We start from the raw sequence: 11974 nt of genomic DNA on the forward strand, positions 1-11974 counted from the left end.
CGAACGTAACGTTGTCTATAATACCACCATTAGAGAACAACTAGCTCTGCAATATTTTCCAAGCTACCGAGTTCAAGGTCGACGTATAGCAGATTGATCATCGGTTTTACTGGCCTCCACACAAAGCGGTATTCGCTCTGATACTCGTACCGGAAGTGCTTCGACATTGGGACATCAATGTTCGCAGTTGCGGGAAGGTGTGGATCGACGTAAATGGCTTTCCCATGGCGATGGCCTGTATCGGGAAACTTGGCCGCGCTCTGAAGCGTAAGGAGGTGTTGGAAGCGGTCTTTATCCTTGATGATGACACACGAGTCGGCTTGAAAATCTACGAACAGTCGAGGCTCAACTGCGCAACTTACACAATATAGCCAATAGTCCGTGCCCGCGTTGTAAGTAACATCTAGGCGCTGTAGAATAGGGCCATCTGGTACATCTTGCGGATTGAGGACGCCTTTGATGATGGCATCACGAGATAACGCTAGGGAAAGGGGCAAAGAAAGTTCATCATCTCTTATTGCGCCATTATGGTTTGGCGTGGCGTAGTAGCTTGCGGATTGAATGCGCAAGGATCCTTTTTCAACCAAAGACCTCATATGCTCAGCCTTTCCGAATTTGACGAATACATCGCCGGATCGCAATCCCTTTGACGCGAGGACACCTGCTGCCTTTGCGCCAACCTCTCCAGCAAAGTCTGGGAAAGGCTCGGAATGCAAAATATCTCGCGTAAAACCGTTTGGATATGGCCCGTGACGGAGTGCCATTTCTTCCAGCACGTGTGCCCAGATTTCCATTGCCTTCGCACCCTCTGGTTCCAATGGAGGAAGCCCTATCTTCACATCTGGCATCAAGCGAAGCATATTTAGAAATACGTCTCGGATGCGCTGATTCAACTCCTTCTGGCTAAGATGTCGACAGTATCGGTTTTCGCGATACATTTTTCTCCAAATCTCTTGACGTGGCATGCCAGTACTCATGTGATGCACTCAGCGCGGTTCTTGTTAGCTTGGTGTGTTTTTAATTTTTCTGCGATCAAGTCAGCGTATGAGATCAATATGTTGGTCAGTAAATTAAAACGACTTTGTGACAGAGTTAAATCGCTATGGTTGGAATAATGATCAAGAAGTAATATCGTATCTTTATATTCGTTCTCTCCAAAAAATTGACCAATGAAATCAACGTTTTCCTTTTTTGGGTGCCCATTATTGTACATGCCACAAGTATCAAAAACATCTCTCAGAAAGTCAGATCTGTTTTTTACAACACCACTTGTATGAACAATTTGATGGCGCAATTTCTCAATTAACGTTATTGAAAAATTTAGATCGATTCCTAGAGTATTTGTTTGTTCTACCGAAGTGAGTTCTTCCGAGAACTTATTTCTGAATTGAGTCAGGATACTTTTCGGACTATTTTTTTTCTTATCAGCCCGTGCTGCGTACCATTCCCAATTTTTTTCAGATATTTGATTCAATGAAATATCACCGAAATCAGATGCGTGCCAAAAATTGTGATCGCTCATTCCCGCGCTCGCATATGAAAGTTTTAAAAAATTCTCAAAATTCTCATACGCTTCTGCTAAAAGCCATTGATATTGCTTATTTAGATGTAGGACAACGTATTCTTTATGTTTATCAATTGTAAGTTTTCGTCGACCATAAAATTTAAATTCTCCCGAAATTGCAGTTTTATAGAACATATTATGTGATGAGAAACCGGTTGTTCTAAAATTTTCGTTCTCGGAAAGTATTTTTGAATAGTCATTGAATTTTTCACATTCACTCTTTGCACTTTCGCCAACCGATCTTTGATGTAAAGATATTTCTGTCATTTTTTCAAAAAAATGCTCTAAAATTTGGTTAATATTCATATAAATTTTTAATGTGTTATGTGCCGTATTTGGAATAGAAGATCAAATACGCCGATATTGATTATTTGTAAAAAGCTTGCTCATTTTACAGTTTTAGTTATGTAATTTAAAAATATTGTTTGAATTTCAGCATCGTAAGAACCAAATCCAAGCAGCTTACGTTCCTCATACTTGACCCGCGGCCCGTTACTGTTGACCCTATCCCTTAACCCAAACTGATGCACCCGCGCAATCCGCGCGACTCTTCCGTAAAACCCCACCTCGATCTGATTTGCGTCTACCTTGGTCTTCAGATGCGTATTTGTGCGCAGCTTGGTGAACATGGCTGCTTTCTGCTTTTTTATCCGGCCTTGTTTATTCTTGAATGCTTTGCGCTGTTTGCGCGGCGTGTAGGCGATGCCTTCTGGTGTTTGCTGTGCCTTGATTCTTTGTTGCTGGCTGCGGCGCAGGTTTTGGGCTATTTGTTGTGTGAATTTGCGGCGTGCGGCGGGGTCGAGCTGGGCGAGGAGGGTGCTTGCCCAGGTTTCTAGTGCCGTTAGATCGTGGGTCATGTGTTTGCCTGACTATCTGGTGTAGCCCATTCAGCCAATAGCGTGTTGCCTTTGTAGAGTTGCCAGTAGTCGGCGCTGTAATTGGGTGCCGGTTCTGGCTCGGCGGCGTGCTGTATCGTCAGTTTGGATTTGTCTTGCTGGACGATGACACGTTCGGTCAATTCGATCTCGAGCGAAATATCGACACTGCTGTGGTTGTTGAAATCGACGATGAAGCGGATGCCGCGTTCGCGTTTGTCGGGGTTATTCAGTAGATCGGGCTGATGATGGGCAAGCCAGTCTAAGAGCGGCACCATCAGCGCATCTTCATCGCCACCAAAATCGGTAATGATGACATTGAGTTTGTAGGCGTATTCAAACGAGCGTGAATGTGTACCGGTGGCGATCAGGCGGCCTTCGTCAGCAAACACTAATAGCTTGTCTGGGTCGCGTTTGAGATCGGGGTTCGCGGCCGTCAGGTGTTTGCGCAGGCTATTGGGCTTGTACATTCAATCGGTCCCGGACGAGGTTGTATGCCTTGACGCAGGCGTTGAGGTCATGGATGGCGTCGTCGCCGTCGGCGGCGATACTTGCCAAAGCTGCTGCAACCTCTGGCGCAAGTTCGGCTCGCGGGTTTGTATCTCCGCTGGCAGCGGCGGGATCTGTACCGTTGGTGGTTGTACTACACGTACGGACGGCGACTGACACCCGCTGAGTACCAGTGCGCAGAGCAGTAATGGTGGCGTTATTTTTAACTTGCTCATTTTGTTTTTCCTTTCGGTAGGTGCTTGCCTGGTGATCGATTTCGTCACGCAAGGCGCGTTCTTTTACGCGACTGGCTTGGTTTAGCTGTTCGTATTGTTCAATGGCGGCGAGATTGGCGCGATTGAGCGCGTTTTTGTTGTCCTGGCGTTCGACCAATAGATAGACGATGGCCAGCATCTGTATTGCCAGTAGCCATAGCGTTGGGTCGAGATAGTCGGTGAGCTTTTTCATGTGGGTGCTTTCAGGCAGAGTTCACGCTCGGCGGCGCGCCGTTTGGTGAGGCCGGGGTAGACTTTGCCCTCGGCTGTGTTCCAGAGGGGCAGTTGGTTACAGGCGCCGGCGATGTTGCTGGCATTAAGCATCGTCACCATGGTGGATGGTCGGCCAGATTTGAGTACGCAAAAGCCGTCTTTGACGCCAGCCTTGCCGTGACCGACATTGAACACAAACGAGGCGAACGCCGCGCGTTGGTTATCGTTCAACGGGGTATGCATACAGCTATCGATGGTTTCTTTTGCCTTGACCAAGTCTTGCAGCGTGTAGTCGTCGCATTGTTCTGGCGTGGCTACCTGGCCTAGCTGGACGCCGCCGGTATGACCGCGACAAATAGTCGGGATGCGCACCGGGTCGAGGTAGGCCGCATAGAACGTCCCTTCAAAAGCGACGATCAATGGCAGCGCTGCCGCAAGACCGGCAGCGGCTAAGCGTTGTTTGACGTTATCGATTGCCATGCTTGACCTCGCTTGCTCCTTGCGATTTGTGCGCCTTGCGACGACGTTCTAGCCAGGGGTTAATCAGCTTGTCGCGCAGCAGAAAAATGGTCAGCAAGACCGTGTAAATAATGGTGCAGATAAATACCCATTCGTTGAGCGGGATACCCATCAGTGAAATGGTGCTGATCGTGACGGGCGGTGCGGCTTTGGCGTATTCAAGGGTTTTTTCCATGCTTAGTCCCATAAATGAATCATCTGTATCGTTGTGCTCTGGGTCGGCTGGTCGGGCAGGGTGACGGTATACCCCAGCGGCAGCGTTACCCCGAGACTGGCGATGTCAGGATTTAGCTGCAACGCTTGCTCAACCACGCCTGCGGTACTGCCTAAGTGACGCCAGCACAGCAGATCGAGCGTGTCGTTTTGTTGGGCGATGACGCGCATACGGGTTAAATTAATTCGACGGTGGTATGCGGCCGGCCGATGATGTCGCTGATCGCCCAGGCGGCATTGCGGCGTTGATCGTCGGGGCCGTTACTGAGCCAGCCAACCAGCTTTTTATCGTCAAGCGAGGTCGCGGTTGTGTCGTAATCGGTATAACGCTCGATCAGATCGGCCTTGGCGGTGCAATAGACGGCACGCAGATAATGTGCGATCAGCACGCTGCTGCGGTTGATCTGGGCGGCGGGTATGTCTTGCAAGCGTTGGTAGCCCAAAAGCATGCTGGCTTGTTTGTAGTCGTTTAGTTGGTCATTGACATGAATGATTGCTGACACCGTCGCATCGATCAGCCTATCGTCCGTTACCGTGCCGTCGATGCGGGTTTTATCGCGCATCACAGGTAAATCAACATCGGGGAAGAAACCATCGTTGCTGATGATGCCTGCTTGCGATGCATCGTTCTGAGTGGAAGGGTTGGCGATGAATGACATGTAGATCTCACTACGAGTACGTTGCTTTGAAGAAGTCGGCGGTGGGCGGGCGTCAGACAGAAAGAACATCGTCATCGGTCATCAACCCGCGCCGCCGTGCGCCAGGGGGTGCTCTTTACTCTGGTGTGGCTTTTTTAATGCGCCGCTCCAGTCTTTCTATGTCTTTCTTGACACCGATGCCGTTGAACAAATCGAGTGCGCGTAGCAAATGCGTCATCGCGGTTTGTGCAGTGGGCAGTTGCTCTGGCGTCAGCTCATCGTCGCTACTCTGTGCGATGTAGGCGTACGCGAGCGCCTTATGCAGCTTTGCGCGTGCTTGGTCGGGCGCATCTTTGCCTGTAGTCAATTGGTCAACGCGCTGCAGAATGTCGATTGCTGCCGCATCGAGTGCTGTTCCTTGCGCAACCTCTTGCAGGTAGGCATCAGGAATTTCATCGAGCAGCAAAGTCGGTGCATCGCGCTGGTACTGATCGGGCAAAGGCAAGTTGTGCGCAATCACATATTCAGCAATTTGTAATGCTCGCGCAAATTCACCGGTGTCGATATGCCAGATCATGACCGTGGTCAATACGTCGTCTTTACCGCCGAGGCCAGCACTGAGGGCGCCATCGATCCACGGCTGATAATCTAGCAGCATGCCGCGTTTGGTTTCTATCTTGCGTTGCACCGACTGGATCTGCTTCAAACGCTGTTTATCAGTAATGAGCTTGGCGAAGATCAATTGATAGTCGCTGCCCGTGACAACGTCGCCATGCACGGTTGTCGCAGCGGCTTTCGCCGCCACCGTGCGCTGGTAGTGTTGCTGGGCTGGAGAAAGCCGCGTCATGATTACGCGAACTCGATTTGTTCAACCAAGGCTGCCATGCCGTACTGCTCGATGACATAGGCATCATTGGATGATTCATAGTTTTCGATACGATCGCGCTTAGCGTTGTCTAATACCTGGCGACGACGGGCGCCTTCTTGGTAATAGATCGACAGGTTATCGAAGCGGGTGATCAATACGGCGCGTGGTGGGAAGTAGGGTACGCTGACTGCTTGCAAGCCACCGATGCGTTTCTGGCTGATGATGATATCGGCCGCCAGCGTTTCGACATTGGTTTGCTTGGTATTGACCAAAGGGAAGTATTTGTCGTGCATGAGCTCACGGCCGACAATCGCAACCAAGCCAGCGTCTTCGCGGTACCAGGGATCGAGCAGGGTGATCGCATCAAAGACGACAGCATCTAAATTGGCGTAGTCGCCCGCATTGCCGACGATGAGCTTACCTGGTGCTTTGCCGGAGCTCAAAACGCGTTCTGGTGCGTGTTCACGCATCTGTTGCAGCCAGCCTTTGTTCACGTCTTGTAGCAATGGGTTGGCGGCGATATCGGTATCAGCTGCCACCGACGTGCCATGAAAGCCAATGACCATGCGGTCTAAAGCCTGACGCTGGACGATTACATCGCGAATACGGGTTTGAAAGTCTGGGAACTTGGCCCACGCATCCAGTTTTGCATACGGGATGTGGGTATCGAAATCGGTTTTAAAGCATTTGTAGCCTTCTGCGCTCAAGTCGGTCAGGTCGCGGGTTTGGCGGTCTTTTTTGGTCGTATCAGTGCGGCCAGCGACGGGGCTGGAGATGCCGAGTTTGAGCTTTTCACCTTCCATTTCGGTCACGCCGATGATGTTGATACGGGACAGAAAGGCGCTCGATTCCTGGATCTTGGTTTCCAGTTTTTGCTGTACGGATGGGGTGACGGCAAACTTTTGGGTGGCGTCGCTGACTTCGTTTAAGGTGCTGATGCGTGTCAATAAGCTGTTAAAGGCGACGCGGGTGGGGTTCTTCATTGCAGATTTCTCCGGTTATAGGTGATTCACAAAACTGCTGCTGGACTTGAATTAGCAGTCGGTTTGTTGCGTGCCGTCGCCACCAGTGGATGCGGCGCGTGATGTGCTGGCTGGTTCGGTTTCGAGCTTGGTTTTGAGACTGTTGAATTGCTCGGTGACGGTTTTTAGGCTGTTTTCTAGTTCTGTGATGCGCAAAGTGGCGGCGCTGAACTGTTCGTCCTGCTTAGTGAGATGACCGAGCATCGATTCGACCGCCTCAGTCATGTCAGCAAAACGTGCGTCGTCGCCGGTCTTTTTGCTATGGAAACGGCCGAGGATATCTTTGACCTTACTGGCAAGGGAGTTCACTTCGGTATCGACTTCATCGAATTCCAGCGTCACTTCGGTCGCTTCTGAGAACAGCGTATCCGGGCTGGTTTTACGTGAAGCCAAGGGATTGGCGCTTGGGTTTTGGGCGGCAAAGCTTAAAATGTCGGTACCAAGACTGGCTGGGCTGTCGGTGACGGCCAGGCCGACCAGGTAGGCTTCGCCGGTGTCGGCAAATTTGTCGTTGATTTCGATACTGGTGTAAATCTTTTGGCGGCCTTTGGTCATCTTGACCAGATCCGGTGTGGGTTCGATTTGTGCAAACAAGGCGAGTTTCTTTGCGCCATCGATTGTCACTTCTTCTGCCTTGACTGCCGTCACATCACCATAGGCACGGAAAGGGCTATCCGGCAGCGTGCCGCGGATATGCTCCATCCACACGCGGGCACCATAGGTGGTGGGGTTAAAATTTTTCGCCATTTGGGTAATCCAGCTGCGCTCAATCTTGCGGCCGTCGGTGGTCGCACCTTCAACAGCGACCCGGAAAAATTTAGAGGTGAATTTTTTAGACATGGTGTGATGGCGATCAGTTTGACGAAGAAGTCCACATGGTCGGCCTTGCTGCGACCGCCATCAACGAGCAATGGGTTAATAAATTTCTTACTAACTTCTTGCCAGTGCCTTCGTCCGCGCAAAGCCCCTACGCTGACGGCATGATTGAAACTGAAGACGATCTCGCCCCACCGATAGCTGCAGAAACGAGCACCGAGCTCGTTTTGCATACCCCTCAACGACCGCAGGGCGAGCCGGATGCCGACCTACGCAGGCAGGCACGCAGCTTGTACTTTCAGGGGTGGCGGGTGTCATCGATTGCGCAGCACTTAGCACTCAAACGCAGCACCGTGCAAAGCTGGTGCGACCGCGATAAATGGAACGACGTCCCCGTCATCGAAAAAATCGAATCGTCGCTGGAAGCACGGCTGGTGCAACTCATCGTCAAGGATCAGAAAACAGGCAGCGACTTTAAAGAAATCGACCTCTTGACCCGGCAAGTAGTGCAAATGGCGCGTGTGCGCCGCTATGAGCAACCGGGTGGCAATGAGGTTGATTTGAATCCCAAGCTGGCGAACCGCAATGCCGAACCCAAGAAGAAAGCCGCTCGCAACGATTACAGCGAAGAACAGCGCGAACAGTTGCTGGAATCCTTCCGTGACTCACTATTCGACTATCAAAAGGTCTGGTTGCGCAATGGCGATCAACGTACCCGCGTCATCCTTAAATCACGGCAGATCGGCGCGACCTGGTATTTTGCGCGGGAAGCGTTGGCCGATGCGATGGCGACGGGTCGCAATCAAATCTTTCTATCTGCCTCAAAAGCACAGGCGCACGTGTTCAAGCAATACATCATCCAGTTCGCCAAAGAAGCGGCAGGCATCGAGCTGGCCGGCGACCCCATTGTGTTGCCGAACGGCGCGCATTTGTATTTTTTAGGCACGAACGCCAGAACCGCGCAGGGCTATCACGGCAATTTCTATTTCGATGAATTCTTTTGGACGCATAAATTCCAGGAGTTAAACAAGGTCGCCTCCGGCATGGCCTTGCATAAGCAATGGCGCAAGACGTATTTTTCAACGCCGTCGAGTATCTCGCACGAGGCTTATCCATTTTGGACGGGCGATCTGTTCAACAAACGTCGTCCTAAAAAAGACCAGGTCAAGATCGATATCAGCCATACACGACTGCAAAGCGGCTACACCGGCGAAGATAAAATCTGGCGCCAGATCGTGACGATCATGGATGCTGAGCGGGGTGGTTGCAATCTGTTCGATATTGAAGAGCTGCGCACCTACGAATACAGCCCCGACCAGTTCGACAATCTGTTGATGTGCAACTTCATCGACGATACCGAATCGGTGTTCCCACTCTCGGAATTGCAAAAATGCATGGTCGATGCCTGGGTTGATTGGCTCGATTACAAGCCGTTCACCACACGCCCGTATGGCGATAACCCCGTCTGGCTCGGCTACGACCCGGCCAATACCGGCGACAGCGCTGGCTTAGTTATCCTGGCGCCGCCGCGCACAACGGGCGGCCAGTTCCGCGTTTTAGAAAAGACCCAGTTTCGGGGGATGGACTTTGCCGCTCAAGCTGAGGAAATACGGCAGGCGACGATACGCTACCACGTTGATTTCATCGGCATTGATGCGACCGGCATGGGGGAGGGCGTCTATCAACTTGTTAAACACTTCTATCCGGCGGTCACCAAGATCCAATACGACCCCGCCATCAAAAGCCGCATGGTGATCAAAGCGCAGGACGTGATCAGTAAAGGGCGGCTGGCCTTCGATGCCGGAGCAACCGACCTTGCACAATCGTTCATGTCCATCAAAAAAACGCTGACCGCCAGCGGCCAGCACGTGACCTATAAAGCCGACCGACATGAAGACACAGGCCACGCCGATCTGGCTTGGGCGTGCATGCATGCGCTCGATCACGAGCCGCTCGATGGCGGTATCAGCAACAGCCTATCCTTTATGGAGATTTATACCGGATGACTAACACCACTCAGACAATTAGCCAAAGTGGCATCGAAGCCTTTACCTTCGGCGAACCGACGCCGGTGCTCGATAAGGCCGAGATCCTCAGCTACATCGAATGCTGGTCAAATGGCCGCTACTATGAAACACCGTTGAGTTGGGACGGCCTGGCGCGCTCCTTCCGCGCCAGTGTTCACCACAGCTCAGCGATCTACGCGAAACGTAATCTGCTAGCTGCCACTTTCGTGCCGCACAAGTTTTTAACGAGAGAGAATTTTGCACGCTGGGCGCTCGACTTCCTGGTGTTTGGCAACGGCTACCTTGAGCACGTTAAAAACCGCCTGGGCGATACGTTGATGCTGAAACCGGCACTCGCCAAATACACGCGCCGCCGCACCGACGATCTGAGCGCTTACTTGTACGTGCAGGGTTGGAAAGAAGCGCACGAATTTGATCCGGGTGCGATCTTCCATTTGATGGAAGCTGACATTAATCAGGAAATCTACGGCCTACCGGAATATTTGAGTGCCTTGCACAGCGCATGGCTGAACGAAGCAGCGACACTATTCCGCCGCAAGTATTACCAGAACGGCTCGCACGCCGGTTTCATCCTCTACATGACCGACGCCGCCCAAAACCAGACCGACGTCGATGCACTGCGCCAAGCGCTACGCGAAAGCAAAGGACCTGGCAATTTCCGCAATGTGTTCATGTACGCACCGAACGGTAAAAAGGACGGGATCCAGATCCTGCCGGTGTCAGAAGTCGCAGCAAAAGACGAATTCTTCAACATCAAAGGAGTCACCCGCGACGACATGCTGGCCGCGCACCGAGTCCCGCCGCAATTGCTGGGACTCGTTCCTAACAACACCGGCGGCTTCGGCGCCGTCGAACCCGCCGCACACGTGTTTGCGCTGAACGAACTCGAACCCTTGCAGGCGCGATTTAAAGAACTCAATGAATGGCTAGGAGAGGAAGTCGTGCGCTTTAGTGAATACAAATTACTGCAAACAACGGGAGTCAAACCATGAGCGATATCGCCGACGTATCGGACAAACATATCGAAACTTTTATTAACTCAGCGATTGCGAATGCGAGCCGCAAAACACAGCTGCACAGTGATGGACATTGTGCATTTTGCGACGAGGCGGTGGATATCGGGTTACTGTTTTGTGATCGGGATTGTCGGGATGATTATGATAAACAGCAGCGGGTGATGAGGATTGTGGGTTGTAGATGAATATTTGATTGTCGGAAGAGAATTAACGTTTTTCTCGTTTTACTGGCGGCACCTCTCCAAGCACACACAACCAAGACTGTGCATAGTCAACAATACCCTTGACCGAAGACATGCGCTCGAAGCCCGTTATCGTCATTCGGTTACCCTCGATCCACAGAATTTGCGGGTCGAACAGCGTATCGGAATACTGTTTTGTATCACCGTATTCAAAGCGGGCGACTCGCGCAAGTCTGTGCAAGCCCTGATCGCTTGTTTCACGTAAGGAAAGCTCGCCAATCTTTCCGTGATGAAATCGGTCGAGAATTTCGCTTTTACGCAATGCAACCCCAGACAGACGCAGTTTAATGAGGTGAACTTGCATGATAAATATACTGATTAAATAATCAGTATTATGCACGAAATCTGGGCAATGTCTATACTGGCATTTTTACACGAATGTTTTGTCACCTATGTGCGTGAATTACACCCCGACCCGTCCGGAAAAAATTGAATATTACAACGCGACCGGCAAAGGCCTGGACGATTGGAAAAAAGAGACCTGGCAAGACTATGCCGCACCCATTATTCGTCACAGTACCGGCGGCAATCGCGAGGCGTTGCTGGCGATTTATAGCATGGTTCCTAAAACCAAAATGCCACCCGGTGTGAAGCGCTTTTCGACAATGAATGCACGCGCGGAAACGATCAGCGAATTGCGTACCTATGCCAAACCATGGCGCGAAGGTATGCTTTGTTTAGTTCCTATGCAGAATTTTTTCGAGCCCTGCTATGAATCAGGTAAAGCCGAACGCTGGCGTATCGGGCTAACTGAAGAGACTGATTTTGCGGTCGCTGGCCTATACAAAGAATGGGACGAGGGCGAAGGCAAGAAAAGTTATTCTTTCACGCAGATCACCATCAATGCCGACGACCATCCGTTGATGAAACGCTTCCATAAGCCCGGCGATGAAAAACGCTCGCTCGTTGTTGTTCAACGAAACGATTACGACGATTGGCTGTCGTGCAAGAACCCCGAATTCGCGCGCGCTTTTTTGCAGCCATATCCTGCGGAACTGATGTGCGCTGAACCTGTAGTGAAGCAAGAGGAAGTCCAACAACAGAATTTGGGATTGTTCGATTAGAGGAGGGAGTAAGTCGCGAATGTCCGCTTACGCCCCAAAGCGGTCAGTCGAGCCTCATCATTGCGGTCATTCAAAATGAGATGTTTATTAATTATGTGGATGTATTTCAACTAGGCGGTATATATAACTGCCC

Annotated in this window: 17 protein-coding genes; 4 read left to right on the forward strand and 13 right to left on the reverse strand. The window is 51.1% G+C overall.

Annotation, left to right across the window (positions count from 1 at the left end; genetic code table 11):
- Window positions 1–29: 29 nt before the first annotated feature.
- The 12 genes from H8K32_RS00100 to H8K32_RS00155 form a co-directional block, all read right to left on the reverse strand.
- On the reverse strand, window positions 30–965 hold the full coding sequence (locus tag H8K32_RS00100; RefSeq protein ID WP_222612968.1) for a hypothetical protein: 936 nt from the start codon (window positions 963–965) through the stop codon (window positions 30–32).
- 8 nt (window positions 966–973) lie between these two features.
- Entirely contained in the window at window positions 974–1870 is an 897-nt protein-coding gene (locus tag H8K32_RS00105; RefSeq protein ID WP_186910437.1) for a hypothetical protein, read from the reverse strand.
- 80 nt (window positions 1871–1950) lie between these two features.
- The gene (locus H8K32_RS00110; RefSeq protein WP_186910438.1) at window positions 1951–2421 is read right to left on the reverse strand and encodes a phage virion morphogenesis protein; all 471 of its coding nucleotides are present in this window, start codon (window positions 2419–2421) and stop codon (window positions 1951–1953) included.
- Window positions 2418–2909, reverse strand: coding sequence for a phage tail protein (locus H8K32_RS00115; RefSeq protein WP_186910439.1), 492 nt, complete (start codon window positions 2907–2909; stop codon window positions 2418–2420). Before H8K32_RS00115 ends, H8K32_RS00110 begins: the two co-directional genes overlap by 4 nt.
- Complete coding sequence (locus H8K32_RS00120) at window positions 2893–3396, reverse strand: hypothetical protein (protein WP_186910440.1); 504 nt, start codon at window positions 3394–3396, stop codon at window positions 2893–2895. The genes H8K32_RS00115 and H8K32_RS00120 overlap by 17 nt, the downstream gene beginning before the upstream one ends.
- Complete coding sequence (locus tag H8K32_RS00125) at window positions 3393–3896, reverse strand: lysozyme (protein ID WP_186910441.1); 504 nt, start codon at window positions 3894–3896, stop codon at window positions 3393–3395. Before H8K32_RS00125 ends, H8K32_RS00120 begins: the two co-directional genes overlap by 4 nt.
- Window positions 3883–4110: a phage holin family protein gene (locus tag H8K32_RS00130; RefSeq protein WP_186910442.1), complete on the reverse strand. Its 228-nt coding sequence runs from the start codon at window positions 4108–4110 to the stop codon at window positions 3883–3885. Before H8K32_RS00130 ends, H8K32_RS00125 begins: the two co-directional genes overlap by 14 nt.
- A gap of 2 nt (window positions 4111–4112) precedes the next feature.
- Window positions 4113–4319 (reverse strand): tail protein X, encoded by a 207-nt coding sequence (locus tag H8K32_RS00135; protein ID WP_186910443.1) that lies wholly within the window; start codon window positions 4317–4319, stop codon window positions 4113–4115.
- Window positions 4320–4324: 5 nt separating this feature from the next.
- Window positions 4325–4807, reverse strand: coding sequence for a head completion/stabilization protein (locus H8K32_RS00140; RefSeq protein WP_186910444.1), 483 nt, complete (start codon window positions 4805–4807; stop codon window positions 4325–4327).
- 115 nt (window positions 4808–4922) lie between these two features.
- Entirely contained in the window at window positions 4923–5633 is a 711-nt protein-coding gene (gene gpM, locus H8K32_RS00145) for a phage terminase small subunit (RefSeq protein WP_186910445.1), read from the reverse strand.
- 2 nt (window positions 5634–5635) lie between these two features.
- A complete protein-coding gene (locus H8K32_RS00150; RefSeq protein ID WP_186910446.1) occupies window positions 5636–6637 on the reverse strand; it encodes a phage major capsid protein, P2 family in 1002 nt (333 codons plus the stop codon).
- Between the two features lie 51 nt (window positions 6638–6688).
- The gene (locus tag H8K32_RS00155; protein ID WP_186910447.1) at window positions 6689–7516 is read right to left on the reverse strand and encodes a GPO family capsid scaffolding protein; all 828 of its coding nucleotides are present in this window, start codon (window positions 7514–7516) and stop codon (window positions 6689–6691) included.
- A gap of 35 nt (window positions 7517–7551) precedes the next feature.
- Here H8K32_RS00155 and H8K32_RS00160 point away from each other — a divergent pair, with 35 nt between their 5' ends.
- The 3 genes from H8K32_RS00160 to H8K32_RS00170 are packed head-to-tail and all read left to right on the forward strand — an operon-like array spanning window position 7552 to window position 10720.
- Window positions 7552–9498 carry a terminase ATPase subunit family protein gene (locus tag H8K32_RS00160; protein ID WP_246447045.1) on the forward strand — a complete coding sequence of 649 codons (1947 nt, stop codon included), beginning with the start codon at window positions 7552–7554 and terminating at the stop codon, window positions 9496–9498.
- Complete coding sequence (locus tag H8K32_RS00165; RefSeq protein WP_186910448.1) at window positions 9495–10511, forward strand: phage portal protein; 1017 nt, start codon at window positions 9495–9497, stop codon at window positions 10509–10511. Before H8K32_RS00160 ends, H8K32_RS00165 begins: the two co-directional genes overlap by 4 nt.
- Window positions 10508–10720 carry a DUF2116 family Zn-ribbon domain-containing protein gene (locus H8K32_RS00170; protein WP_186910449.1) on the forward strand — a complete coding sequence of 71 codons (213 nt, stop codon included), beginning with the start codon at window positions 10508–10510 and terminating at the stop codon, window positions 10718–10720. The genes H8K32_RS00165 and H8K32_RS00170 overlap by 4 nt, the downstream gene beginning before the upstream one ends.
- Window positions 10721–10742: 22 nt before the next feature.
- Here the strand turns inward: H8K32_RS00170 and H8K32_RS00175 are convergent, their stop codons facing one another.
- Window positions 10743–11081, reverse strand: a complete 339-nt coding sequence (locus H8K32_RS00175; RefSeq protein WP_186910450.1) for a hypothetical protein — start codon at window positions 11079–11081, stop codon at window positions 10743–10745.
- An 88-nt stretch (window positions 11082–11169) separates the two neighbouring features.
- On the opposite strand from H8K32_RS00175, the gene H8K32_RS00180 reads away from it, so the two are divergent.
- The gene (locus H8K32_RS00180; RefSeq protein WP_186910860.1) at window positions 11170–11841 is read left to right on the forward strand and encodes an SOS response-associated peptidase; all 672 of its coding nucleotides are present in this window, start codon (window positions 11170–11172) and stop codon (window positions 11839–11841) included.
- The last annotated feature ends 133 nt before the right edge of the window (window positions 11842–11974 follow it).

Origin of the sequence: Cognatundibacterium jejuense, assembly GCF_014284255.1 — a bacterium.
GTDB classification, from domain to species: domain Bacteria; phylum Pseudomonadota; class Gammaproteobacteria; order Burkholderiales; family Burkholderiaceae_D; genus Undibacterium; species Undibacterium jejuense.